Annotated in this window: 25 protein-coding genes; 16 read left to right on the forward strand and 9 right to left on the reverse strand. The window is 35.4% G+C overall.

All coding sequences use genetic code 11. From position 1 onward, the window contains the following. Window positions 1–126: 126 nt before the first annotated feature. Window positions 127–684 (reverse strand): thioredoxin family protein, encoded by a 558-nt coding sequence (locus C1H58_RS08930; protein WP_103356489.1) that lies wholly within the window; start codon window positions 682–684, stop codon window positions 127–129. A 170-nt stretch (window positions 685–854) separates the two neighbouring features. On the opposite strand from C1H58_RS08930, the gene C1H58_RS08935 reads away from it, so the two are divergent. Next, window positions 855–1,412: an HAAS signaling domain-containing protein gene (locus C1H58_RS08935; RefSeq protein ID WP_165545997.1), complete on the forward strand. Its 558-nt coding sequence runs from the start codon at window positions 855–857 to the stop codon at window positions 1,410–1,412. Between the two features lie 2 nt (window positions 1,413–1,414). Further along, window positions 1,415–2,257 (forward strand): DUF4097 family beta strand repeat-containing protein, encoded by an 843-nt coding sequence (locus C1H58_RS08940; RefSeq protein ID WP_165545998.1) that lies wholly within the window; start codon window positions 1,415–1,417, stop codon window positions 2,255–2,257. Window positions 2,258–2,321: 64 nt separating this feature from the next. Here C1H58_RS08940 and C1H58_RS08945 read toward each other — a convergent pair whose 3' ends face one another. Continuing rightward, window positions 2,322–3,365 (reverse strand): C45 family autoproteolytic acyltransferase/hydrolase, encoded by a 1,044-nt coding sequence (locus C1H58_RS08945; RefSeq protein WP_165545999.1) that lies wholly within the window; start codon window positions 3,363–3,365, stop codon window positions 2,322–2,324. Window positions 3,366–3,680: 315 nt separating this feature from the next. Continuing rightward, window positions 3,681–4,067, reverse strand: coding sequence for a hypothetical protein (locus C1H58_RS08950; protein ID WP_060829661.1), 387 nt, complete (start codon window positions 4,065–4,067; stop codon window positions 3,681–3,683). 164 nt (window positions 4,068–4,231) lie between these two features. On the opposite strand from C1H58_RS08950, the gene C1H58_RS08955 reads away from it, so the two are divergent. The 3 genes from C1H58_RS08955 (at window position 4,232) to pglS (ending at window position 6,330) form a co-directional block, all read left to right on the forward strand. Beyond that, a complete protein-coding gene (locus tag C1H58_RS08955) occupies window positions 4,232–4,405 on the forward strand; it encodes a hypothetical protein (RefSeq protein ID WP_016425549.1) in 174 nt (57 codons plus the stop codon). A 244-nt stretch (window positions 4,406–4,649) separates the two neighbouring features. Then, entirely contained in the window at window positions 4,650–5,219 is a 570-nt protein-coding gene (locus C1H58_RS08960) for a hypothetical protein (protein ID WP_165546000.1), read from the forward strand. Window positions 5,220–5,277: 58 nt separating this feature from the next. Beyond that, entirely contained in the window at window positions 5,278–6,330 is a 1,053-nt protein-coding gene (gene pglS / locus C1H58_RS08965) for a 6-phosphogluconolactonase (protein ID WP_165546001.1), read from the forward strand. A gap of 106 nt (window positions 6,331–6,436) precedes the next feature. Here pglS and C1H58_RS08970 read toward each other — a convergent pair whose 3' ends face one another. From C1H58_RS08970 to C1H58_RS08985, 4 genes are all read right to left on the reverse strand, one after another. Next, window positions 6,437–7,816, reverse strand: a complete 1,380-nt coding sequence (locus tag C1H58_RS08970) for an aldehyde dehydrogenase (RefSeq protein WP_050330511.1) — start codon at window positions 7,814–7,816, stop codon at window positions 6,437–6,439. A 323-nt stretch (window positions 7,817–8,139) separates the two neighbouring features. Then, window positions 8,140–8,421, reverse strand: a complete 282-nt coding sequence (locus C1H58_RS08975; protein WP_165546002.1) for a GNAT family N-acetyltransferase — start codon at window positions 8,419–8,421, stop codon at window positions 8,140–8,142. Between the two features lie 32 nt (window positions 8,422–8,453). After that, window positions 8,454–9,380: a manganese-dependent inorganic pyrophosphatase gene (locus C1H58_RS08980; protein WP_182280743.1), complete on the reverse strand. Its 927-nt coding sequence runs from the start codon at window positions 9,378–9,380 to the stop codon at window positions 8,454–8,456. 56 nt (window positions 9,381–9,436) lie between these two features. Continuing rightward, window positions 9,437–9,988 carry a cysteine hydrolase family protein gene (locus C1H58_RS08985; RefSeq protein WP_050330515.1) on the reverse strand — a complete coding sequence of 184 codons (552 nt, stop codon included), beginning with the start codon at window positions 9,986–9,988 and terminating at the stop codon, window positions 9,437–9,439. A gap of 82 nt (window positions 9,989–10,070) precedes the next feature. Here C1H58_RS08985 and C1H58_RS08990 point away from each other — a divergent pair, with 82 nt between their 5' ends. After that, complete coding sequence (locus C1H58_RS08990) at window positions 10,071–11,177, forward strand: glycosyl hydrolase family 28-related protein (RefSeq protein ID WP_165546004.1); 1,107 nt, start codon at window positions 10,071–10,073, stop codon at window positions 11,175–11,177. A gap of 137 nt (window positions 11,178–11,314) precedes the next feature. On the opposite strand, the gene C1H58_RS08995 is transcribed toward C1H58_RS08990, so the two are convergent. Both C1H58_RS08995 and C1H58_RS09000 read right to left on the reverse strand, forming a co-directional pair. Continuing rightward, complete coding sequence (locus C1H58_RS08995; protein WP_165546005.1) at window positions 11,315–12,118, reverse strand: prephenate dehydratase; 804 nt, start codon at window positions 12,116–12,118, stop codon at window positions 11,315–11,317. Window positions 12,119–12,162: 44 nt separating this feature from the next. Further along, window positions 12,163–13,233: a nitric oxide synthase oxygenase gene (locus C1H58_RS09000; protein ID WP_060829666.1), complete on the reverse strand. Its 1,071-nt coding sequence runs from the start codon at window positions 13,231–13,233 to the stop codon at window positions 12,163–12,165. Window positions 13,234–13,654: 421 nt separating this feature from the next. Here C1H58_RS09000 and C1H58_RS09005 point away from each other — a divergent pair, with 421 nt between their 5' ends. The 10 genes from C1H58_RS09005 to C1H58_RS09050 all read left to right on the forward strand — a co-directional run bounded on the left by C1H58_RS09005 (window position 13,655) and on the right by C1H58_RS09050 (window position 25,184). Beyond that, window positions 13,655–15,130 (forward strand): nicotinate phosphoribosyltransferase, encoded by a 1,476-nt coding sequence (locus tag C1H58_RS09005; protein ID WP_050330522.1) that lies wholly within the window; start codon window positions 13,655–13,657, stop codon window positions 15,128–15,130. After that, entirely contained in the window at window positions 15,123–15,944 is an 822-nt protein-coding gene (nadE, locus tag C1H58_RS09010; protein ID WP_165546010.1) for an ammonia-dependent NAD(+) synthetase, read from the forward strand. Before C1H58_RS09005 ends, nadE begins: the two co-directional genes overlap by 8 nt. 66 nt (window positions 15,945–16,010) lie before the next feature. Then, window positions 16,011–16,580: a DUF2179 domain-containing protein gene (locus C1H58_RS09015; protein WP_016425537.1), complete on the forward strand. Its 570-nt coding sequence runs from the start codon at window positions 16,011–16,013 to the stop codon at window positions 16,578–16,580. Continuing rightward, window positions 16,570–16,743 (forward strand): NETI motif-containing protein, encoded by a 174-nt coding sequence (locus C1H58_RS09020; protein WP_082165719.1) that lies wholly within the window; start codon window positions 16,570–16,572, stop codon window positions 16,741–16,743. The genes C1H58_RS09015 and C1H58_RS09020 overlap by 11 nt, the downstream gene beginning before the upstream one ends. A gap of 330 nt (window positions 16,744–17,073) precedes the next feature. After that, window positions 17,074–18,369: an adenylosuccinate lyase gene (gene purB / locus C1H58_RS09025; RefSeq protein ID WP_016425535.1), complete on the forward strand. Its 1,296-nt coding sequence runs from the start codon at window positions 17,074–17,076 to the stop codon at window positions 18,367–18,369. A 66-nt stretch (window positions 18,370–18,435) separates the two neighbouring features. Further along, a complete protein-coding gene (locus C1H58_RS09030; protein WP_016425534.1) occupies window positions 18,436–18,738 on the forward strand; it encodes a YerC/YecD family TrpR-related protein in 303 nt (100 codons plus the stop codon). 337 nt (window positions 18,739–19,075) lie between these two features. After that, window positions 19,076–19,765 (forward strand): heptaprenylglyceryl phosphate synthase, encoded by a 690-nt coding sequence (pcrB, locus tag C1H58_RS09035; protein ID WP_165546006.1) that lies wholly within the window; start codon window positions 19,076–19,078, stop codon window positions 19,763–19,765. Continuing rightward, the gene (gene pcrA, locus C1H58_RS09040; RefSeq protein ID WP_165546007.1) at window positions 19,765–21,957 is read left to right on the forward strand and encodes a DNA helicase PcrA; all 2,193 of its coding nucleotides are present in this window, start codon (window positions 19,765–19,767) and stop codon (window positions 21,955–21,957) included. The genes pcrB and pcrA overlap by 1 nt, the downstream gene beginning before the upstream one ends. Before the next feature lie 3 nt (window positions 21,958–21,960). Beyond that, window positions 21,961–23,964 (forward strand): NAD-dependent DNA ligase LigA, encoded by a 2,004-nt coding sequence (gene ligA / locus C1H58_RS09045; protein WP_165546008.1) that lies wholly within the window; start codon window positions 21,961–21,963, stop codon window positions 23,962–23,964. 11 nt (window positions 23,965–23,975) lie between these two features. Then, window positions 23,976–25,184: a CamS family sex pheromone protein gene (locus C1H58_RS09050; protein WP_165546009.1), complete on the forward strand. Its 1,209-nt coding sequence runs from the start codon at window positions 23,976–23,978 to the stop codon at window positions 25,182–25,184. The last annotated feature ends 203 nt before the right edge of the window (window positions 25,185–25,387 follow it).

A 25,387-nucleotide genomic window follows, 5' to 3' on the forward strand; every position in this document is an offset into this window, starting at 1 on the left:
TAATTTAAAAACAAAGCCTCGAATTGAGAACAGTTTGGTTAAACGTATACTCGATTCGAGGCGTTAATTTTATTACTCTTCACTACATTGAATCAATCATGATACCGAACTTGTGCGCGATTACATTTAAATGAGTCGAGATAAGATAGATTCATAGACTTCATTCCAAAATGAAGGATCTGTCGCATAACGATTATGAATCGTTTGATGAACTTCTTTTTGTTTATCATCAAAACTTGGATCATTTTTATCAGGTAAATATTCTGAACGGACTTGCTCAACAAATTTTTGAACTGTGTGCGCGCGGGGGCCCCATACCGCTTTTTGTTCAAAATTTTCATTCATAAAAATATAAATTGGAATTGAACGTGATTTACCATTGGTTAAATATTGATCGATGAGGTCTGTATTATCATCTCGATAAAAGGCGCGCACTTCTAAATCTGCGCCCTCAGCGATATGCTTTAAAATTGCATTGTTCATCATAGCGTCACCGCACCAATCTTCTGTAATGACAAGAACGTAACGATAACCTTTTTCTTTAAGTTGCTCAATGCGACTATCATTTGAAGGTAATTCAAATTGATGATATATCGATTGGAGTTCGGACTGATTTTGAGACATGTCTTGAATATACTGATCGAAAGGTTTAGATTGTGCGTAATACGTTTTTAAATGTGCCATAATAACCCCTCCCTTGACTTACATTATAACAGTATAATAATTTGATGAAAATTAAAAAGATTACGACAAATTAAGAATATGACATTTACAATACAAATCTAATCAAACTATTTAATTTTAAAGTTTGAGTCCTTATAATTTTTAATATCAGAGTAAAAAGGGGGAGGACGATGGATAAAATCACATTTTTGAATGAATTAGAATATCAACTACATCGTTTACCCGATGATAAAATTGATGAAGTGATGAATACGTATGAGAATTATTTTTATCAAGAAGGACGTAAAGGGAAAACTGATCGTACTATTGTTAAAGATTTAGATACACCTAAGCAAATTGCAAAGCAGCAATATGCAAAATATGCCGTCAAAAATGCGGAAAACAAACCTGATGTTGCACACATTGCACATGCTGTTTTTGCGACAATAGGGATGAGTGTCATCACTTTATTTTTTATTCTGGTGCCTTTGTTTTTTGTAATGATTATTACACTGTTAGGCACTTTTATTGCATTAGGAATGTTGCTATCCCCAATACTCTTACTCATTATGAATATATGGTCAGGGTTACACAGCTTTTCATTAAGCAATTATCTTTTTAGCTTTGCTTATTTAGGACTGGGTGCTATGTTCCTGGTCATTATTATAAAATTCATCATTGCAATTCGAAACTTACTCATAAGATATTTGAAATGGAATGTCAATTTTATTAAAAAAGGAACATCGTAGCCATGAAAAAATTATTTATATTTGGTTTGAGTTGTTTTTTAGTCTCTTTTATTTTAGGAACAATTGTATGGTTTGGATTTGAAAAAAAGCAACAATCCATTGAAACTGTGGAAAAAACATACGCCAAAAACGAAATTAATCAACTTATCGTGAATATGGCATCAGCTGATGTCAAAATTGTTGAAGGCAAACAATTTCATGTCACATATAAAGGTAAAGAAGATTTGAGCGTTTCGAAGCAGAACAAAACGTTAAATATTGCAGAAATCAAGCATTCAAGAGGGAAGGAACCTAATTTAAATCCTTTCAATAGAGAAGGTAATTACATTACTATCACTGTTCCCTCAGCACAATTGAAAGAGCTTAATGTTTCGACTGGCTTCGCTAAAATACAAGCTGATGGTATTGATAGTCAGAATGCGAAATTTTGGAATGAGCGCACTGGTGAAGTGACGATTAATCATAGTCAATTTTCACATACTAAAATCATTGGTCGTGAATCGTTAGTGAACATTCATAATAGTCATTTGAATCAAAGTGAAATTAGCGTTGATAATGGTCAGATTAATGCTAATCATTCAGCGCTTCATAGAAGTATTTTTAAAATTAAGCAAGGAAATATCGTGATGAATGATATGGAAACAGAATGTGATTTTAAAGGATCAACACAAAAAGGGAATATAGATTTAAATTATCGAAATACACCTCATAATGTGATGCTGTCGTTAAACCCAGAACATGGGCATGCGCATATTAAAAATCAACATTTAAAGCATGGTAAAAATGGTAAAGGAGAGCATAAAGTTGAACTTTACACAAATCATGGGGATATTACGGTAGATTAATGGATAAAATAGATTAAGCGCCATAAATGGATGACAACTGTGTCATTTTTATGGCGCGTTTTATTTATTCTGTCGCAAATTGAATTTCTGTATCAATGCTACCTTCAATTTGATTAATCGTTAGATTATGGCCTTTTAACCAAGCCCCAAAATCAATTTTAATCGGGTCTTGATTTTCCCCTAATGTAATCCAAGCGTGTAATTGATGTGGATCATACATGGAAGTATGAATTGTGCCACTCCAACTTTTAAATAATTTACTATATATTTCGTATTGGGGTTGATTAAACCGCTTAAATACTTCAAAGCGGTCTTCATGCGCTTTCGAAATTTGATTTTCAAGGCGACCTAATCGTTCTTTAGATTCTTTTGTGTAGTTGCGATTTTCATGCGTCAATAATTTAAAGTGATTGGTGCAAGTTTGATCATATCGAACCTCTATACTTCTAGGAGAAACTTCAACTATGGCATGTGCGCCACTTGTATCCTTTACGATATAACTAAATGAACTCCGGTGAGGAATTTCTTTTAAAAAAGCTACGGCTTCTTCTACATTTTTGCAATTTTCTAAGACAAGACGGCCAACCATATAACAAACAAATCCATTCGCTGGCTTTTTGCGATGCATAAAATTATAGGCCATAACTAAGCCACATTCGTTCATTCCGTCCATACGACCTGTTACTCGAGACATGGGGCCAATTTGCGCATAACCCCCATCATGAGGCTCAAATAATTGATATCTGGCATCGTATGTTGCAGGGTGATAATCGTAATTTCTCACTAAATAGTCTGATCCAATGTAAACAGAACAACCACTATCAGGCAGTGTTGTGAAGCGGTAATGTGCAAAATTTAAAATCGCTTGTCGTGTAGGAATTTTCAAAACATCTTGAATGCCCATAATTTCTTCCCAGATTCGAGGTGCATATTGTTGATAAATGTGATAAGTTTCTTCGATATCAATATCGAAGCGGGGCACACGTTTCTTCCACTCCTTATTTCTATTTTTTAACAACGCTGTTGTTTGAAGCCATTGACCTGTCATTATCCCATAATCGTAATGGTTCCCTCTAAACGTTAAGATGTCCGATGTGACACTTTGCATAAAAAATCGTCCTTTCTGAAATCTTGCTAACATAATTTGTTAAATGGTTGTAATCATTCTTTAATGGTATTCACTTCATGACGCTACTATAATAAATTTAACATCAGATTAAGCCGTATGTGAATAGGGTTAAGGGGGGAGTTTTATGTGGAATTACTATATTAAAATTAAACATTGGTTTTACAAAAATTATACACGGTGATGATTGCATTGAGGACTAACTATAAATGGATGATATAAAACTCGGACGAAAGATTATGTATCGTCCGAGTTTGTGTTTAAAATATCTAATGCTATTACGCGATATTTCTTATTTTATTGATTGACGTCTGTTACATTAGGCGTAATATAAACCGTTTTGATGCGATGTCTTTCTCCTGTTCCGTCCCCGAAAGTCATAGTGACCATCGTTTTCGAAGTTTTTTTGTAATCTGGATTTTCAAGTGAATAAACATAAAAAATAATTAATTGACTACCTCGCACATGGGCGCGATGGATAATTTCAAAGTTCCATTGGAGGTCATTTTTCTCCATCACTTGCTGCATGCGTTTTCGTAACATGTGAATGAGCGTTGACTTTGATAATGATTGTGCCTCACCTAGCTCATTAATATAGTATGCTAATACGCGATTATCTACCATATTCTCTATACTTTCGATATCATTGCTTTTCCACGAACTCATTAATGATATGTATGGCATTTAACAAACCTCTTTCACAATTAAGTTAATCTTAATGTAACATATTACTTATAAAAATTAAATTGATTTCTGATTAATACAGTCAAGAATAGGGTATAAAGTTAATGATTGTAATATTTTATGTTATGATGATATTAAATAAATGATGATGAGGTGAAATATTTATGTGGAACTTTATTAAGGGCTTATTTAAGTTTATATTTATTTTCACAGCTACAGTGACTGTTGTCTTCGGTGTGGGTGCAGCTGTACTCGCATATGTTTTCAAAAAAGACTTTGAAGATATTGAAAATAAAACAAAAGAGATTGTATCCGATATTGAGTCTAATGTTAACTAAAGTATAACAATTAAACAATTCAATTTTAATGCGTGTCGATAAAGGTCACATTAAGTTGTTTTGAGCTCGTCTTTATACGTTGCTCCAATGTGATTTTTGGTTTACCGGATTAACTTTTACGGGAGGTAGCGACTTTGAAATCAAAATCAAATTTTAGATTTCGGTCCTACCTCTTTTTTATACAGACATTTAGGACACTGAAAGAATAAAGGCTTTGAAAATTTTTATTATAAAGGTGATCAGTTTGTATCAAACACATAATGCATTAATTTCATATCAACTTAATGAAGCGACAAACTTTCAATTAGCATTGTTAAATCAACAATTATTAAATGAGCGCTATCAAGAACAACGTTTTCTTGACATGATTCAGGCCGTTTTCCAGACACACTATGAGGCAAGCAATATCACAATTGGTGTAAGTGACGATAGACAATTAAGAGAAAATGCATACCAATTTAAACGTTTATTAGAAAAGGATTTGATGCATACGGGGTGTTCAGAGTTTGTAATCAGGGTTGTAGAGTGGAAAGAAGATTGTAAAAGTATGAAAAAATTTGAGCGTGCTTTTGTTGAAAATGAGCCAGATGTATGGTTTGTCTTTTCGAAACCGCTTAGTTTTTGTCGATTGCTAAAAAGATTGTATCGAAATCCTCTTTTTGATCCTCGACGTACATATTGCATGAGTAATTTATGTTCAAATCATTTAGTTCAAACATTAGGGTTTAAATATTTTGAAGGTATGAAAGGCATCACATCAATGGGGAAAGTGTGGACAGCTGAAGACGGAGAGTTGCTAATTATACCTTCGTAATGGGACAGCGTATTAAAATTTGATAAAATAGCATTAAGAAATTTGAGAGGGGTACGACATGACAAAAGGATATATTGGTTCTTATACTAAGAAAAATGGAAAGGGCATTTATCGATTTGAGTTAGATGATCAACAAGGTAACATTGACAAAGTTGAAACAGGATATGAATTAAATGCTTCGACGTATTTGACGCAGTATCAAGATATGTTACTCGCCATTACGAAAGACGATCAAAATGCTGGCCTAGCTTCTTTTAAGATTAGTAAAGATGGGAGCTTAGAAAAAAAGAGTACTTGTTTAGAATCTTTTAAAGGCTCTGGCTGTTATGTAGCGGTATCACCAGATGGAAAATATGCTTTTGAAGCTGTTTATGGAGATGGTGTTGCACGTATTTATGAATTAGATGCTGAAAACCACACTATTAAACGTTTAATTAGAGAAATCAGTCATGATTATCCGCACGGGCCAAACGTGGAGCGTCAAGAAAAATCCCATGTGCACTATTTAGATGTCACGCCTGATCATCAATATGTGGTAGCTGTTGATTTAGGTTCGGATTTGTTAGTGGCATATCATTATGGTTCCGAAGGCATGGAAGTTGCTTATCGCACACAATTAGAACCTGGTGATGGCCCTAGACATATTGCTTATCATCAAACGGGGCGTTACGCCTATGTAGTTAATGAACTTTCAAATACGGTTGTTGTGATGCAATATGAAGACGGTCGATTCACTGAATTGGAACGTCATTTAACAATTCCTGAAGATTTCTTGCAACCGACTAAATTAGCTGCAGTACATCTTTCACATGATCAACGTTACTTATATATTAGTAATCGTGGACACGATAGTCTTGCTATTTTCAAAGTATTAGCTGAGGGTAGCAAACTTGAGTTGGTTGATATTATCTCAAGTGGCGGTGTATTTCCAAGAGATTTCAATATTACTGCAGATGATGCATATCTCGTTGTGGCACATCAAGAAGAAGACTCTAAAATTGTCGTATTTGAAAGAAATCGAGACACGGGATTGTTGACATTAAAAGATGATCAACAAGTTGCAGAGGAAGGCGTTTGTGTTAAATTTTTAAACGAAACTGACCTCTATTAGCGAATAAAAGCATGATAAGAAAAAGAAAAAGCACATGTTGAGAAAGGCAAAAATGATGTTGTCACTTTCTCTCATGTGCTTTTATTAATGCGTTTGAAATAGAATATTACTTTTTAAATAACTTTTTAACGTAGCCCAGTTTACCTTTATAAGGTGGAAACAATAACCCGGTCTCCAATTTTGTTGTTTTAAAAATATAAGGTTTTTGATGTGAAAACGTTTCAAATGAATAACGTCCATGATAGCGTCCGATGCCTGATGCACCCACACCACCAAAAGGAAGATTTGGATTTGCTAATTGAAGTAAAGTATCGTTAATGGCACCGCCGCCAAACGATAATTCAGTAAGTATTCGATTGGTTGTATTTTCGTCTTCGCTAAATAAGTATAACGATAATGGTTTAGGTTTTGATTGAATATATTGAATGGCTTCATCAAGGTTTTGATAAGTCATAATTGGTAAAATCGGACCAAATATTTCTTCAGCCATAATGGCATCTGAAGACACTACATTATCAATAAGAGTCGGTGCAATATAACGGTCGGTCGCGTCCGTTTCACCCCCTAAAATAATTTTAGCTTCATGGGTTTGAATCAATTGTGCTAAACGATTAAAATGGCGTCCGTTTACAATACGCCCGAAATCTTCACTCTCACGGGGCGCGCGTCCATAAAACTCACGTATTGTCGTCGTCAAAGCTTTAATAAAATCTGCTTTTACTGTTTCATCAATCAACACATAATCAGGTGCTACACAAGTTTGACCTGCATTTATAAATTTACCAAAACAAATTCGTTCGCTCGCTACTTTTAAATTGGCGGATTTATCTATAATTGTAGGGGATTTTCCACCAAGTTCTAATGTCACTGGTATAAGCTGTTTTGCGGCCGCTTCATAAACAATTTGGCCAACTTTTGCACTACCGGTAAAAAAGATATGATCAAAAGGTAATTGTAAAAGTGCTTGAATCGCATCTGCACCACCTTGAACAACGCTGACGTATTCTGGCTCAAAACTTTTAGCGATAATGGTTTCAACGACTTCAGCAACATGAGGTGTGAGTTCTGACGGTTTAACGATAGCGGTATTGCCAGCAGCGATTGCACCAATTAAAGGTTCAAAAACTAATTGAAACGGATAGTTAAAAGGGCCAATAATCAACACGGTACCTAAAGGCTCACTAATGACAAAGCTTTTAGTAGGAAAGAGAAATAAAGGAGTGTCGACAGATTGTTTTTTGGCCCATTTATTTAATGACTTACGTGTATGTTTAATGCTATTCAATGTATAGCCTACTTCAGTTGCGTAAGCTTCTACTTCATTTTTGCCTAGATCCTTCTTTAAAGCCTCTAGTATGGCATCTTCATGTAATTTAATTTGCTTTGATAATTGTTTTAATGCTTTTTTACGATATTTGAGGGGCACGGTGATGCCTGATCGAAAATAGTCTTTCGTCGCATCAAATTGGTTTTGATAGCTGTTCAATGAGATAACTCCTTTCAAATGATATTTAATTAATAAGAGGGAATGCTACTTAAGTTTGTATGAGATGTATACAATCAAATAAGAATGACACAGCATAACTTGAGTATCAATTTGATGATAACATCGGATACAAAGAAAGGGACCAGAATAGAAATCTGACTACGCGTTTAGATTTCGTATTCTCGGCCCCAAGTTAAAAAGATAAAGTGTTGGTGTACAACATAAAAATGATATGGACACTTATAAATGGCTAAATCATTTAGATAGAATATACAACCACGCACCTTATGAGTCATCAAGGAAGACTTTTAACAAAGTTCTCCTTACTCAGCTAAAAGCGGTGCAAGAGATTCATCTTTTTCAAATTGACGCGCCACATAACTACAAGATGGAACAATTTTTAAGTTTTCATCTTCGGCTTTTTGAATGACTTCGTTGAATAATTTTTTTGCAACGCCACCGCCACGGAGTGATGGATCTACAAAAGTTTTGTTGACATCGATTGTATTTTCATCAAGATACTTAAATGTAATCTCAGCTTGCGGTGTGTTTTCATTTTTACCAATATAAAACTTGTGATGTCCTGCTTTAATTTGATTTGTCATGCAACCACATCCTATTCATTTGATTTTAAACTTTATGATAAAGCTTCAGTAATCGGTGGAACAATTTGTTTCTTACGTGATACGACACCAGGTAAGAATGCCGTATTGTTGTCGAGAGCAGTGTTGAAAGCCTCTCCGACTTTATCTTTTTCTGCACCAACAACAATAATTTTAGAATTGCTGTTTAAAATATCTGTAATAACAAGAACGAAGATATCATAACCGTTTTCTGCGCTTGCTTTATTCATTGCATTTTCAAGTGCTTCTTGGCGTACGATAACTTCATCGATATCGACAGTATTCACTTGTGCAATACGTACGGTATGTTCACCCATACTGAATGATTTTGCATCTGTGTTTAATATGCTATCTTCTGTTTTGTTTGTAGTAGAAGCGCCTGCTTTTAACATGTTTAAGCCGTATTCTTCTAAATTTACATCTGCAATTTTTGCTAATGCTTTTGCAGCATTAACATCTTGTTCTGTACATGTTGGTGATTTGAATAATAGGCTATCTGATACAATTGCAGAAACCATTAACCCTGCAATTTCAGGGCGGATTTCATAGTTGCGCTCATTATACATTTTGTATAAAATCGTCGCCGTACAGCCAACAGGTTCAGCGCGGTAATATAATGGACCAGCAGTTTCGAAGTTTGAAATTCTATGGTGATCAATCACGTGATTGATTTTTGCTCTCTCGATTGTTTTAGCACTTTGTTGGAATTCATTGTGATCCACTAAAATAACGTCTTTTCCTGTTAAATCGTCTGTCAACAATTCAGGTACTTCTACATTAAAGTAATCTAACGCATATTGGGTTTCAGGTCCTAACTCTCCAATACGGAAGGCTTTGGCCTCTTTATTACCGTGTTGTTGTTCAAAGTCAGCCATGATGATTGCCGAACAAATGGCATCAGTATCTGGGTTTTGATGACCAAAAATATATGTTGTCATTATTCAATCTCCTTATTAATTTACTATATTCATATCTATTTTAGCATGGCAAACAGTAATTATTCTACCGCTGCGCCTAAAGTATCTTTAAAATGTGTTAAAGCCCATTCATGGCCCGTTAAATTAAATGATGCCACACCATTTTTAGGTATAATTAGTTGATAGTTTAAATTATATGCGCTCGCTGCTGTGTGAAGAACACAGATATCTGTACAAACCCCTACAATTTCAAGTGTATCTACATGGCGTTCGCGTAATAAGCTATCCAACGGAGTACCATAAAAGGCATCGTAACGTCGTTTATCTATAAAATAGACGTGTGATTCGTCTTTAATTTGGTTATATATTTCTTGTACACGACCATAAAGATCACGTCCATGTGTTCCCTCAATGTTGTGTGGTGGGAAACTTTTTGTTTCAGGATGATAAGGATCATTTTCATAATGTAAATCCATCATAAAGAAAATGTTCTCTTTTGATTGATGGTAAGATTGAATGCGCTCTACGATAAAAGGTTCAATCGCTTGACCCGCTTCACCGCAAGTCAGTTTCCCATCATCAGCCACAAAGTCATAAGAATAATCCACTACAATTAAAGCTTTATTTGACATTAAACATCCTCCTAAAAAGGGTATATAGAAGTTAAACAACATTATTCACAGTATAACTTAATTCAGAAAGGATGGCACGAAAATGATTTTAAACATTTTAGATTTTGGTGCAACAGGAAAAAATAAGTTGCTCGATACGATTGGCATTCAACGTGCTTTAAATATAGGTAAAAAAAAGAATGTGACGGTTTATATCCCTGAAGGTACATACCATATCGCTAAAGCCTTAAAAATATATGAAGGTACAACTTTAATACTTGATGCAGAAGCGGAATTATTAAGGGTAGGTCGAGACGCATTATTAAAAAATGGCTCGAGCCGAAAAAAGTACTATCAATATGATGGTAATAGCCATATTAAGATAGAAGGTGGCACTTTCAATATGAATGGTGTGTACTATCCTTATAATAATACAGCAATGTGCATAGGTCATGCACAAGATATTGAATTAAGCCATATCACTTTTAAAAATATTGTAGGTGGGCATGGTGTGGACGCTTGCGGATTAGATGGTGTGCATATTCATGATTGTAATTTTTTAGGTTTTCATGATGTGAATGGTGACCGTTGGTTCTCGGAAGCAATTCAACTTGATATGTTTGTTGAAGGTGCTTTTCCGAAATTTGGAGTGAATGATGGCACGATTACTAAAAATGTAGTGATTGAGAATTGTTATTTTGGAAATTCGTTCGAGGGGCAAATGCAATCATGGAATCGTGCAATTGGTTCACATGCAAGCCGTTATAATTATTTTTATGAGAACATTGTTATCCAAAATAATATTTTTGACTCAACGCAAGATTATGCGCTCACACCTTTGAAAGGAAAAGATATCTTTATTCATAATAATTTATTTTTAAATTGTAGTGGGGGAATTCGGTATTTAGGTGTCTATAAAGGTCAAGATATGCAAACTTTAGAGGGTACTTTTGAAGGAAAACAAGGGGGAGAAGCGTTTTATGTCATGCACAATCAATTCCTCAATATTTCTGAGAAAGACGCACTGCATATTAGAAGTCATAAAGATGCACCACACAAAAGTGTATACATCATAGGAAATGAATTTTGGGGTGACAAGCAAGCGAATCAAATGACTGCTATTAATGAATTAACGATTGTAGAAAATAGACAGTTATCTCATATCAATCAACGTGATGTTAGTCAACTCATTTTGGATGAACTAGAATGAGCGCATAGAATGTAGCATAGGATGTAAAAGAGAGAGTAGATGATGGCAAAATGAATGACTTGAATTGGAAATGCTGAAGTTATAAGCAAATCCAATTACGTCATTTGATGTGGTATGAAAAGGAAAAAATAAAGAGATTAATTGAACCGACCCAAGTTTTTCAGTTCAAAGTCGAGTGTTTTTAAGATAGTTGTGATTTTATTGACAACTTCATCATTAGGACACTCGGCTTGTACAAAAAAGCGATACATACCGAGCTTAGTTTTTAAAGGTCGAGATTCTACCCATTTTAAGTTGACCTGGAACATCGCAAAAGTATTTAAAATATTTGCAAGAAGTCCTGGTTTGTCTTCAGTGGGTGTAATGACAAGTAACCAATCTTTACCTGACTGGTGCGCCACTTCAGATGCATGTTTGAGGACAAGGAAGCGCGTCATATTATGTGGATAGTCTTCGATATGCGTTTGAAGGGCATGATAACCATACATTTCTCCGCTTCCAATAGGCGCAATCGCCCCGGTCGTTGCATTGATTTCTTTCAGTGAAGCGACTGTACTCGGCGTATAATCATAATCAAATTGATGCGCATGGATAAATTTTTGCGTTTGACTTATCGCTGGACTAATCGAATAAACTTTAGTAATATCCGCAAGCGATTGCTCAGGTAATCCATATAAAGCAAACACAATATCTAACAAAATTTCATCCACGACGACAAAGGGATAATCGGTTAATATATCTGCAATGATATTGATTGTTCCTTCTATCGAATTTTCTATTGGGACAATGGCAGTTGCCGTTGTTTCTTTTTGTAGAGAAGTCATGACCTCATATAAATTATCTTTTTCAGCTAAACAGTCGTCTTGTTGTGATTGAGCCATCAATTTGAGTGCGGCTAAATAGGAAAATGTCCCTTTAGGACCTAAATAATAAAGTGTCATGCAATCATTCCCTTACCGATATTTGTAGTTTATTGTACATGAATTTAGTGAAATGGACACCCAGATGATGACGATTTTTTATAAAAAAAGTTAGGGACTCTAATCTCATTTTGATAACCATGATGATAATTTGAAGTTAAAGTTGGAGATAATGGGGGTGCTAACCATGACCATTTTCCTGTTACAGTTCGTCCTTGTTGTTGTTCGGCTTGTTCAAATTTTTCAAATTGCTTAGCTGCAGTTAAATGGTCAACCATAGAAACGCCTGCATTTTTAAAAGATTGGTAGACAGCATCATTGATTTCAACTAACACCCGATCTTTATTAAATGAAGTGTTTCGTAAATTAGAAAATCCCATTGCTGTAGCAAATTTTTCTAATAAGTCATAACGGTAACTGTCTGTGAAATTTCTAACTGCAATTTCATTCACCATATACCAACCATTAAATGGCGCAGTTGGATAAGTAATCCCGCCAATTTTTAGATCCATATTTGAAATAATCGGCACCGCATACCATTTTATACCTAACTCAGAAACTTTAGGGAATTGCGCATGACTAATAGGAACCTCTAGGATTAAGTCACTAGGATATTCATAATATTTAATTTTTTGACCCGGTAATTGATACATTAAAGGTAATACATCGAAATCTGTATGTTCACCTGACCATCCAAGATGTTGGGCGAGTTGTGTCATTTCTTTTTCAGAGGGGTCTCCCTTTTCTTCGTAGCCCGCATAACGAATCAATTGATTATTAAATATTTTTGGTCCTTCAACGTCAGATTGCGCATAAATTGTAATATAAGGTTTAATACGGCCATGATTCGTTGCTGTAGAAATGTGCGAGCAAATCGAATCTATAAATGATGCTTCATCTTTAATATGACGCGCGTCTTCAACGATTAAACTCTCCCAAAAAAGACGACCGATACAACGATTTGAGTTACGCCATGCCACACGGGCACCATATGTTAATTCTTCTGAAGTATGTGTATAAGTCCCTGTCTCATTAATGGATAATGCAATTTCCTCTAAACGGCGATCACGCGCTTGTATTGGTAAATTTAATTCTTCATACATTTGTTTTATAAATGCTTGTGCTTCTTTTAACATATGCCCACCTCAATGGATATTATAATGAATTTATATGCCGTCGTGACACGTTTAGCTGAATTGTCACAATTTTGTATCAGTTGAACGTCATTAGTTGATAATATGGTTCTTACTCCCTCACTTTATCATGCTTTTGAATCAGGTTCGAACTTGTCGAACTTTTAATTTGAATACAATACGCCCAATGCCCATAACAAGCAGATTTCCTTAACTATTTAATTAAACCTATTGTATGAGCACGCATCTGACCACGTTCATTAATTAAATGATGCGAAAGTGATATATTTTTTAATGGATGTCCCAACCGCTTAAACAGACAAAATTCCACAGAATTGCAGTGTCGAATAAAGAATCCCACGATATTGTGTGATATTATAGGTATGATAAAAACGATTGTTAAAGGAGAAGTGGGAGTAACATCATGTATCAATATAAAGATGATAGTTTAATGTTGCACAACGATTTGTATCAAATCAATATGGCAGAGTCTTATTGGTTTGATGGCATTCATGAACGTAAAGCAGTTTTTGATTTATATTTTAGAAATATGCCATTTGGGAGTGGCTATGCTGTTTTTAATGGATTACGTCGTGTCATTGAATTCATAGAAAACTTACATTTTTCTGAATCAGATATTACTTATTTAAAGTCCATTGGTTATCAAGATGACTTTTTGAGCTATTTAAAAGAATTAAGGTTTACGGGTAATATCCGTTCAATGCAAGAGGGTGAACTCTGTTTTAGTAATGAACCCCTCATGCGTATAGAAGCACCTCTCATTCAAGCGCAACTTATTGAAACTGCGCTATTAAATATTATCAATTTCCAAACGTTAATCGCTTCTAAAGCAAGTTTAATTAAACAAGTTGCAGTCGACGATGTTTTAATGGAATTTGGGACTAGACGTGCGCATGAATTTGATGCTGCTGTTTGGGGTGCAAGAGCTGCTATTATTGGCGGTTTTGATTCAACAAGTAATGTTCGTGCAGGAAAATTATTTAATATACCGGTCTCTGGTACACACGCCCATGCATTTGTACAAACTTATGGCGATGAATATACAGCATTCAAGAAATACGCTGAAAGACATAAAAATTGTGTCTTTCTCGTTGATACATTTCATACGTTGAAATCTGGCGTACCGAATGCAATTAGAGTCGCTAAGGAACTCGGTGATCAAATTAACTTTATCGGTATTCGACTGGATTCTGGCGACATTGCTTATTTATCGAAAGAAGCCCGTAAAATGCTTGATGAAGCTGGTTTTAAGGATGCTAAAATAATTGCTTCAAATGACCTAGATGAGCAAACGATTGCCAGTTTAAAAGCTCAAGGTGCTGAAGTAGATTCTTGGGGTGTTGGTACAAAATTAATTACGGGTTACCAACAACCTGCTTTAGGCGCAGTTTATAAAATGGTTGCGGTTGAAGATGCCAATGGTCAACTTGTGGATCGCATCAAATTATCAAACAATGCTGAAAAAGTGACGACGCCAGGCAAAAAGAAAGTTTATCGTATCATTAATACGAAAAACAACAAATCTGAAGGGGATTATATTACTTTAGACAACGAAGACCCAAATCAAGAAGAACGGCTTAAAATGTTTCATCCTATTCATACTTATAAAATGAAGCGTATTAAGCATTTTAAAGCGATTGATTTGCACCATGATATATTTGAAGAAGGGCAACTTGTCTATGACTGCCCGTCAGAATTAGAAGCAAAAGCTTATTTGAAAAACAATTTAAATTATCTATGGGAAGAAAACAAACGCTATTTAAATCCTGAAGAATATCCAGTTGATTTAAGTACGTTATGTTGGGAAAATAAGCAAAAACGTATATTTGAAGTGGCTGAAAATGTTAAGGAGATGGAAGACCGTTATGACTATGAGTAAAATGCAGTCTATCATTGTAGATGAAATGAAGGTGAAACCTGTCATTGATAGTGCTGAAACGATTAAGAAAATTAAACATTTCATAGAACAATATGTGAAATCACATCCTTTTGTGCGTACTTTAGTATTAGGAATCTCTGGCGGGCAAGATTCTACATTAACTGGAAAACTTCTTCAACTTGTAGCAGAAGAAATGAGAGCAAACTCTGGAAAAGATATTCAATTTGTTGCAGTGAAACTACCGTATGGTGTTCAAAAAGATGCCGATGAAGTTGAAGATGCGCTAAACTTTATTGCACCTGACCGTATTATCACTGTGAATATTAAGCCAGCTGTTGATCAAAGTGTTGAAACGTTAAAACAAGCTGGTATCGATTTGACTGATTTTCAAAAAGGAAATGAAAAAGCGCGCGAACGTATGAAAGCGCAGTATGCGATTGCTGCGAATTTATCCGGTATTGTCGTCGGTACAGACCACTCTGCTGAAAATATTACTGGCTTTTTTACAAAACATGGTGATGGTGCAGCTGATATTGCACCGCTATTCGGTCTTAATAAACGACAAGGGCGACAGCTATTAGCGTATCTGAACGCTCCAGCACATTTATATGAAAAGCAGCCGACAGCAGATTTAGAAGATGATAAACCACAATTGCCAGATGAAGAGGCACTGGGTGTTACTTATCAAGCTATCGATGATTATTTAGAAGGAAAAACAATTCGCCCCGAAGAAGCGGCTATCATTGAACAACATTATATAAAAAATGCACATAAACGTGAACTGGCTTACACACGCTATACGTGGCCTAAATAAATGTAATGACAAAATAATGTGAACTTGATACAATGAGCTAGATTTTATTATGAAAAGAGGTTGCGTATGAGTGTAATCAATGATAATCCTTGGATGATGCTCATTTCGATATTTGCCATCAACGTCGCATATGTGACAGCATTAACAATGCGAATGATATTAACACTTAAAGGTTATCGTTATATCGCAGCTGTTGTCAGCTTTGTGGAAGTACTTGTTTATGTCATTGGTTTAGGAATGGTGATGTCAAATTTAGATCAATTTCAAAACGTGATTGCTTATGCACTTGGTTTTTCTGTTGGTATTATCGTTGGTATGAAAATCGAAGAAAAGTTGGCACTTGGCTATTCTGTAGTGAATGTGACAACAGCAGATTATGAGTTAGATTTACCAAGACAACTCCGTGATTTAGGTTATGGCGTTACGCATTTTGGTGCACATGGTCGTGATGGCGACCGCTTAGTTATGCAAATTTTAACGCCACGTCGCTATGAATTGAAACTGATGGATACCATTAAACAATTGGATCCCAAAGCATTTATTATTGCGTATGAGCCACGTAATATCCATGGTGGATTTTGGGTTAAAGGTGTTAGAAGTAAAAAAGTAAAGGCGTATGATACAGATGAAATTTAAAGTGGAAGCGGATGAAACGATTCAAGATTGTTTAGCTAGAATGAGGGCAGCTGGCTATATGCCGGTTAAGCGTTTTGAAAAGCCTGTATTTAAAGAAAATGCAAATGGTGAGATCGAAGTATTAAGACAAGAAATAGAATTTACAGGTAAGAAAATGAGTTGAGATGTGATGTCGTCTCGACTCATTTTTCTTTGCTGACTATGTGCCTATTTATCAGGAATGAAGTCATAATAAGCTTTTTGAAAGCAAAAGAACCTTTTGATTCACGCCCTAAATCTGAAACATCTGGTGATCTATCTGAGGTTGAAAGCGTACATTTATAATTAGAAAATCTTTATAGTTCGTGAATTAGGTGTTTTAAGCATCGATGTAATGTAAAATTAGCTATATTTACACTTGATTACGAACGATAAATTTGTTTGAATAGATAATGTACATGATTTTTAGTTCTGATATAATGAAACTAAATTAGAAGATTGGAGTTTATATAAGATGATTGAACGTTATTCAAGAGAAGAAATGGCTCAAATTTGGACTGATCAAAACCGTTATGAAGCATGGTTAGAAGTTGAAATTCTTGCTAGTGAAGCATGGAGCGAACTGGGTTACATTCCAAAAGATGAAGTTAAAAAAATTCGTCAACATGCACGTGTAGATGTTGAAAGAGCAAAAGAAATTGAGCAAGAAACACGCCATGATGTCGTTGCTTTTACAAGACAAGTTTCAGAAACTTTGGGTGAAGAACGCAAATGGGTTCATTATGGTCTAACTTCAACTGACGTGGTTGATACAGCATTAAGCTATCAAATCAAGCAAGCGAATGACATTATCGAAAAGGACTTGGAACGTTTTATTGAAATTTTAGCAGCTAAAGCTAAAAAATATAAAACGACTTTGATGATGGGACGTACGCACGGCGTTCATGCAGAACCGACTACATTTGGTTTGAAAATGGCGCTATGGTATGCGGAAATGGAGCGCAACTTAGAACGCTTCAAACGTGTAAGAACAGAAATAGAAGTCGGTAAAATGAGTGGTGCAGTCGGTACTTTTGCGAATATCCCACCTGAAATTGAAGCATATGTTTGTAAACATTTAGGAATTGGAACAGCGCCAATCTCTACACAAACATTGCAACGAGATCGTCACGCATACTATATTGCGACATTAAGTTTAATTGCAACTTCTCTTGAAAAATTTGCTGTCGAAGTGCGTAACCTACAAAAAACAGAAACACGTGAGGTTGAAGAATCTTTTGCAAAAGGTCAAAAAGGTTCTTCTGCAATGCCGCATAAACGTAATCCAATCGGCTCTGAAAACATCACTGGTATAGCACGTGTCATTCGTGGTTATTTAACGACTGCATACGAAAACGTAGCATTATGGCATGAACGCGATATTTCTCACTCTTCAGCTGAGCGCATTATGTTACCAGATGTTACAATAGCATTGGACTATGCCTTAAATCGTTTTGCAAACATTATTGACCGATTAACAGTATATGAAGAAAATATGACTGCAAATATGAATAAAACATTCGGTTTAATCTACTCACAACGCGTCCTTTTAGCTTTAATTGATAAAGGGATGGTTCGTGAAGAAGCTTATGACCTTGTTCAACCAAAAGCGATGGAATCATGGGAAACAAAAACACCATTTAGAGAACTTGTAGAAGCAGATACGCGAATTACTGACAAGTTATCAAAAGAAGCTTTAGATGCTTGCTTTGACCCTAGACATCACCTCAATCAAGTTGATACAATATTTAAAAGAGTCGGCTTAGAGTAAATAGATGGCTCAAAAACGATTTAATTGGTTAAGTAGTGTTAGATTATATAAATAGGGGCTGTTTGCATGCAAATTGAAAAATTACGTGGAAAAGCATTAGATGAGTTGTTTGATGCGATTTTGACATTAGAAACACGAGAAGAATGTTATCAATTTTTCGACGATTTATGTACTGTCAATGAGTTACAATCTTTATCTCAAAGACTTCAAGTTGCCAAAATGATTAAGCAAGGTTATACCTATGCAACAATTGAAAAAGAATCTGGTGCTTCAACAGCTACAATTTCACGTGTGAAGCGCTCTTTACAGTGGGGCAATGATGCCTATACAATGATATTAGAGCGTATGAACATTGAAACAGAAATGTAAAGCACTAAAACACTATATTAATCATGCTCCTTACAGCATTTCCATTCATGGAAGTTGTAAGGAGTATTTTTAAGTGTGCATTATATTTTGTAGAGAAGCATTCATTCTATTTTTGATAAACGAGATCGTATTGTTCATCGTATACGGTCTCGCTTTTTATGAATAGTGCCATGAGGATAATGTGCCATTAAGAAGACATATATCGATGAGCTTTTCTCCATTTAAAAAAAGGTTCAAAAAATGAATCGAAAAACTATATTGAAAAGGTGATGAACTTTAGATATCAATAGTCAAAAGTGCTATAATATAAGTTACGAAAAATAAAGGAGTCAGGTTCATGTATGATATAAAAGAATGGCGTCACATTTTTAAACTTGATCCAGCGAAAGAAATTTCAGATGAAGATTTAGAGATGATTTGTATGTCTAATACAGACGCAATTATGATAGGTGGCACGGACCAAGTGACAGAAGATAATGTCATACATTTGATGAGTCGTGTGCGCCGTTACCCATTACCATTAGCATTAGAAATTTCAAATCTTGAGAGCACGATGCCAGGGTTTGATTTTTATTTTATACCTACTGTTTTGAACAGTAACGATGTAACATTTCATAACGGCTTGCTACATCGTGCCTTAAAGGCATATGGTCATATGATTAATTTTGATGAATTGATTTTTGAGGGTTATGTTGTGTTAAATCCGAATAGTCAAGTGAGTCGACATACGCAAGCATCGGCAAACTTAGATGAAGACGACGTTATTGCGTATGCACAGATGGCTGAAAAACTGTACCGGTTACCTATCCTTTATATCGAATATAGCGGTCAATATGGTGAACCTGAAATGGTACAAGCTGCCAAAGATGAATTAGAGCATACCCAACTCTTTTACGGTGGTGGGATTACCAATTTTGAAAAAGCGAAGGAAATGGCAGCGATTGCAGATACAATTATAGTGGGTAATGTCATCTATGAAGATATTAAAGCAGCTATTAAAACGACTAAAATAAAGGAGAGAACATAATGAATCCACTCGTAAAGAATATGAATAAAGAACAGAGTGAAGCGGTAAGAACGACAGAAGGACCGCTTTTAATTATGGCAGGTGCGGGATCAGGCAAAACACGTGTTTTAACACACCGCATTGCTTATTTACTAGATGAAAAAGATGTATCTCCTTATCACATTTTAGCCATCACATTTACAAATAAAGCAGCAAAAGAAATGAAAGAACGTGTTCAAGCGTTAGTGGGAGAAGCAGCAGAAGTGATTTGGATGTCAACTTTTCACTCGATGTGTGTGCGTATTTTACGCCGAGATGCAGATCGAATAGGGATTGAACGAAATTTTACAATCATTGATCCTACTGATCAAAAATCAGTCATAAAAGATGTGTTGAAGGTGAATAATATTGATCCTAAAAAGTATGAGCCACGTATGTTTATTGGTGCGATTAGCCAATTAAAAAACGAATTAAAAACACCTGCACATGCGATGGAAGAGGCGAATGATTTTTATAGTCGAATGGTCGCTACGGTCTATGAAGGTTATCAAAAGCAACTGATTCGAAATCAAGCGTTAGATTTTGATGATTTAATTATGACAACAATTAAATTATTTGAGCGCGTTCCTGATGTATTAGACTATTATCAAAACAAATTCCAATATATACATGTAGATGAGTATCAAGATACAAATAAAGCGCAATATACTTTAGTGAATTTAATTGCGCAAAAGTTTAAAAATTTATGTGTCGTGGGTGATTCAGATCAATCCATTTATGGTTGGCGTGGTGCAGATATACAAAATATTTTATCATTTGAAGAAGATTACCCAAATGCACGCACAATTTATCTTGAACAAAATTATCGTTCTACTAAAACCATCTTAACTGCAGCTAATGAAGTGATCCGAAACAACACTGAGCGTAAACCTAAAGGCTTGTGGACAGCCAATCAAGAAGGCGAAAAAATTCATTACTACGAAGCGGTAAGTGAAAGAGACGAGACAGAATTTGTCGTCAGAGAGATATTAAAACAACAGAAGAAAGGGAAACATTATAAAGATATCGCAGTTTTATACCGCACAAACGCTCAATCACGTGTGCTTGAAGAAACGTTTATGAAATCTAATGTACCTTATGTCATGGTGGGGGGACAAAAGTTCTATGATCGTAAAGAAATCAAAGATCTTTTAAGTTATTTACGTCTTATCGCAAATAGTGCTGATGATATCAGTTTACAGCGCATTATTAACGTGCCAAAAAGAGGGATTGGCCCATCGTCTGTTGAAAAAATTGCCACTTATGCAGCTCAAAATGATATGAGTATGTTTGAAGCGCTTGCGGAGGTTGATTTTATCGGTTTATCTAAAAAAGTGACTCAAGCTGCTGCAACATTTTATGAACTGATGAGTCATTTAATGAAAGAGCAAGAGTTTCTTGAGATTAGTGAATTAGTTGAAGAAGTGCTTGAAAAATCTGGATATCGTGAAATGTTGGAACGTGAACAAACGTTAGAAGCGAGAAGTCGATTGGAAAACATCGATGAATTTATGTCTGTTCCTCATGATTATGAAGAAAATACACCGTTAGAAGAGCAATCATTAATTAACTTTTTAACAGATTTATCATTGGTTGCAGATGTGGATGAAGCCAACTTAGAAGATGGCGTTACTTTGATGACTATGCACTCAGCGAAAGGATTAGAGTTCCCAGTTGTATTTATTATTGGGATGGAAGAGTCAATATTTCCACATATACGTGCAATCAAAAGTGAAGATGATCATGAAATGGAAGAAGAACGAAGAATCAGTTATGTGGCCATCACGCGAGCTGAAGAAGAGTTGTATTTATCCCATGCTTCATCTCGGACGTTATATGGACGACCACAATCCAATCCTAGATCTCGTTTTTTGAACGAAATCCCAGAATCCCTGTTGAATCTTCCTGAACAACGTCAATCTACAACAATAGGATCACATAAAAAGCCAGTTAAACGTGGATTTAGCCAGCGTACAGTTCAAAATCGTAACCAATCTGCCGTTTCATCAGATTGGAAAGTAGGGGATAAAGTGACGCACAAAACTTGGGGTGAAGGCATGGTGTCCAACGTAAATAATAAAAATGGTTCGGTTGAATTGGACATTATTTTTAAATCTGAAGGGCCTAAACGTTTGTTAGCACAATTTGCACCGATTTCTAAAAAGGAGGATTAAGGGATGAAAGAACTAAAGCAACGTGTTGAAACTTTGCACCGATTGCTACATCAGTATAACTATGAATATCATGTTCAAGATAGCCCAAGTGTCCCTGACAGTGAATATGATAAATTGTTGCATGAGCTTATTGATATTGAAGAAAATCATCCTGAACTAAAAACTTCTGATTCACCTACTGTCAGAGTAGGGGGGCAAGCACAGTCATCATTTGAAAAAGTTCGTCATGATACGCCAATGCTGAGCTTATCGAACGCATTTAACGAAATAGACTTAAAAAAGTTTGATCAACGTGTGAGAGATGCTGTCGGAGAAGTGGAATATATGTGCGAGTTGAAAATCGACGGTTTAGCGGTTTCCTTGAAATATGTAAATGGTAAATTTGTTCAAGGATTAACGCGAGGCGACGGTACCACTGGTGAAGACATTACAGAGAATTTAAAAACGATTCAAGCCATTCCCTTAACTTTAAAAAAGAATATCTCTTTTGAAGTTAGAGGGGAAGCTTATATGCCACGAAAATCTTTCCTGAAGCTTAACGATGCTAAATCGGAACGTGGTGAGCAACCATTTGCCAATCCACGAAATGCAGCTGCGGGCTCTTTACGTCAGTTAGATTCAAAATTAGCAGCTGCAAGAAAATTAGATATTTTCTTGTACAGCATCAATGACTTTACAGAATTAGATGCTACGACCCAAAGTGAAGCGCTAGATGAACTGGATACTCTCGGTTTTAAAACAAATCCAGAGCGACGTAAAAAAGGGACAATGCAAGAGGTCATTGATTATATTCATTATTGGACAGAACAGCGTGAGCAGTTAGCTTACGATATCGATGGCATCGTTATCAAAGTTAATAACATTGATTACCAAGAGGAAATGGGCTTTACTCAAAAATCTCCAAGATGGGCGATTGCTTATAAATTTCCGGCTGAAGAAGTCATCACGGACTTATTAGATATTGAGTTGAGTATTGGTCGAACAGGTGTAGTGACACCAACGGCTATTTTAGAGCCAGTACGTGTGGCCGGAACAACTGTTTCAAGAGCCTCTTTGCATAATGAAGATTTAATTCATGAAAAAGATATACGTATCGGTGACAGTGTCGTTGTGAAAAAAGCAGGAGATATTATCCCTGAAGTGGTGCGTGTCATATTGGATAGACGGACAGATGGTGTAGTTAAGTACCATATGCCAACACATTGTCCAAGTTGTGGTCACGAATTAGTGCGCATAGAAGGCGAAGTTGCATTGCGTTGTATTAACCCTAAATGTCAAGCACAACTCGTTGAAGGGTTAATTCATTTTGTATCAAGACAAGCGATGAATATCGATGGTCTTGGTACGAAAATTATTGAGCAACTGTATGAGCAACAACTTATCAAAGACGTAGGTGATATTTTTTATCTGACAAAAGAAGATTTATTGCCATTAGAACGAATGGGTGAAAAGAAAGCGCAAAATTTACTCAATGCGATTGAAAAATCAAAAGCACAGTCGTTAGAACATTTATTGTTTGGTTTAGGTATTCGTCATTTAGGTGTAAAGGCGAGTCAAGTCATTGCAGAAAAATATGAAACGATGGACCGATTATTTAAAGCAACAGAAGCAGAACTTGTTGCAATTTATGATGTGGGTGAAAAATTAGCACAGTCCTTGATTACTTACTTAGAAAATGATGATATTCGTGCGCTCATTGAAAAGTTAAAGGCAAAAGATGTGAACATGACTTTTAAAGGACAAAAACTATCTGAAATCGAGGGCCATCCTGAGTTTGCAGGTAAAACGATTGTTCTCACAGGTAAGTTACAACAAATGACGAGAACGGAAGCTTCTAATTGGTTGAAATTACAAGGTGCAAAAGTTACAAGTAGTGTCACAAAATCAACAGATTTAGTTATTGTAGGTGAAGATGCAGGATCAAAATTAACAAAAGCAGAATCACTTGGTACAATGGTGTGGACGGAACAAGATTTTATAGAGAAACAATCCGAAATTAAAGCGTAAGGAGTTAGGCGATGAAAAAGTCAATTGTGCTTGTTTTAGGTTTATCGCTCGTGTTAACAGCGTGTTCACCTGTTAATGATAAAGATTCCAAATCTTCAAAGCAAAACACCGAATCTCAACAACAAGATCGTAATAAAGTGAAACAAATTGCGACTGATAAAGATGTTCAAGGAGACGATTACCGAACAATCCTTCCTTTTAAAGAAAGTCAAGCGCGTGGTCTTATTCAAGAAAATATGGCGAATAGTTATAATGGAGAAAATTTTGAAGATGGTCTGCTTGATATTAGTAAAACGGTCTATCCGACTGATGATTATCTTTATCAAGATGGTCAATATTTAGACAAAGATACCATTAAAGCCTATCTTAAGCCTAAATATACAAAAAAAGAATTGGATAAAATGAGTGATAAAGAAAAGAAAGAGAAAAACGCGACTGAAAACTTAGGTTTAAACCCTTCAGTAAATGGCGAAACAGATGAAGAAAAAATCGCTAAAAATTCACCAGCATATCTCTCTAACATCCTAGAGCAAGATTATTATGATAATGGCGATACAAAAGGAAATAATATTAAAGGTATGACTATAGGTCTTGCGATGAATAGTATTTATTACTATCAAAAAGAAAAATATGGTGAGACCTACAATGAAAAGTTAGACAAAAAAGAAGTTAAAGAAAAAGGTCAAGAAATGGCGGAGGAAATTCTATCAAGACTGAGAGAAAATGAAGACTTGAAAGATATACCAATTACATTTGCTGTTTACATCCAGTCTGGACAAGAAGATATTATACCCGGCCATTTTGTAAGTTATGCCACTTCAGAAGAAAATGGCTCTAAATTATCTGAATGGCAAAAATTAGATCAAAAAACTGTTTTACTACCTTCAGGGGATGCTGAAGATTTAAATGAAAATTTAAATGCGAACTTCAAAGACTTTAACAATAGTCTACAATCTTATTTTTCTAACTTTACACAGGCAGTTGGTAAAGCAGAATTTAAACATAAAAAAGTAAAAAAACTTGTAGTGGATTTACCTATTGACTATTATGGCAAGGCTGAGTTAATTGGTATTACACAATATGTAACACAATTGGGGGAAAAAGACTTCAAAGCAGTCGATAATTACGAAATTCATATTAAAGATGGAAGTGAATCCCGCGCACTTATTTCAAAAACAAAAGATGATAAATCGCCTCAAATTCATATTTATCAAAATTAACGTTATGATGAGACTCTTGAGGAAACAGGGCGAGCTGAAGACTACAGGCTGAGGCTGTCCCCTAGGAAAGCAAATTCATTCGATAAGAAGTTTTATATCAAAAGGAAGCGCCAAGATGATTGTCTATTAATAATGGTTCTTTGTCAACATCGGTTGGCGAGACGATAACGCATTAAGCAACGTTATTTTGTTGTTTAATGCGT

The organism is Staphylococcus sp. 191 (assembly GCF_011174885.1).
Taxonomy (GTDB): Bacteria; Bacillota; Bacilli; order Staphylococcales; family Staphylococcaceae; genus Staphylococcus; species Staphylococcus coagulans.

Coding starts and splice junctions, on each gene's coding strand:
- C1H58_RS08930 (WP_103356489.1), bottom strand. CDS start 684: ATGGCACATTTAAAAACGTATTACGCACAATCTAAACCTTTCGATCAG.
- C1H58_RS08935 (WP_165545997.1), top strand. CDS start 855: ATGGATAAAATCACATTTTTGAATGAATTAGAATATCAACTACATCGT.
- C1H58_RS08940 (WP_165545998.1), top strand. CDS start 1,415: ATGAAAAAATTATTTATATTTGGTTTGAGTTGTTTTTTAGTCTCTTTT.
- C1H58_RS08945 (WP_165545999.1), bottom strand. CDS start 3,365: ATGCAAAGTGTCACATCGGACATCTTAACGTTTAGAGGGAACCATTAC.
- C1H58_RS08950 (WP_060829661.1), bottom strand. CDS start 4,067: ATGCCATACATATCATTAATGAGTTCGTGGAAAAGCAATGATATCGAA.
- C1H58_RS08955 (WP_016425549.1), top strand. CDS start 4,232: ATGTGGAACTTTATTAAGGGCTTATTTAAGTTTATATTTATTTTCACA.
- pglS (WP_165546001.1), top strand. CDS start 5,278: ATGACAAAAGGATATATTGGTTCTTATACTAAGAAAAATGGAAAGGGC.
- C1H58_RS08975 (WP_165546002.1), bottom strand. CDS start 8,421: ATGACAAATCAAATTAAAGCAGGACATCACAAGTTTTATATTGGTAAA.
- C1H58_RS08985 (WP_050330515.1), bottom strand. CDS start 9,988: ATGTCAAATAAAGCTTTAATTGTAGTGGATTATTCTTATGACTTTGTG.
- C1H58_RS08990 (WP_165546004.1), top strand. CDS start 10,071: ATGATTTTAAACATTTTAGATTTTGGTGCAACAGGAAAAAATAAGTTG.
- C1H58_RS08995 (WP_165546005.1), bottom strand. CDS start 12,118: ATGACACTTTATTATTTAGGTCCTAAAGGGACATTTTCCTATTTAGCC.
- C1H58_RS09000 (WP_060829666.1), bottom strand. CDS start 13,233: ATGTTAAAAGAAGCACAAGCATTTATAAAACAAATGTATGAAGAATTA.
- C1H58_RS09005 (WP_050330522.1), top strand. CDS start 13,655: ATGTATCAATATAAAGATGATAGTTTAATGTTGCACAACGATTTGTAT.
- nadE (WP_165546010.1), top strand. CDS start 15,123: ATGAGTAAAATGCAGTCTATCATTGTAGATGAAATGAAGGTGAAACCT.
- C1H58_RS09015 (WP_016425537.1), top strand. CDS start 16,011: ATGAGTGTAATCAATGATAATCCTTGGATGATGCTCATTTCGATATTT.
- C1H58_RS09020 (WP_082165719.1), top strand. CDS start 16,570: ATGAAATTTAAAGTGGAAGCGGATGAAACGATTCAAGATTGTTTAGCT.
- purB (WP_016425535.1), top strand. CDS start 17,074: ATGATTGAACGTTATTCAAGAGAAGAAATGGCTCAAATTTGGACTGAT.
- C1H58_RS09030 (WP_016425534.1), top strand. CDS start 18,436: ATGCAAATTGAAAAATTACGTGGAAAAGCATTAGATGAGTTGTTTGAT.
- pcrB (WP_165546006.1), top strand. CDS start 19,076: ATGTATGATATAAAAGAATGGCGTCACATTTTTAAACTTGATCCAGCG.
- pcrA (WP_165546007.1), top strand. CDS start 19,765: ATGAATCCACTCGTAAAGAATATGAATAAAGAACAGAGTGAAGCGGTA.
- ligA (WP_165546008.1), top strand. CDS start 21,961: ATGAAAGAACTAAAGCAACGTGTTGAAACTTTGCACCGATTGCTACAT.
- C1H58_RS09050 (WP_165546009.1), top strand. CDS start 23,976: ATGAAAAAGTCAATTGTGCTTGTTTTAGGTTTATCGCTCGTGTTAACA.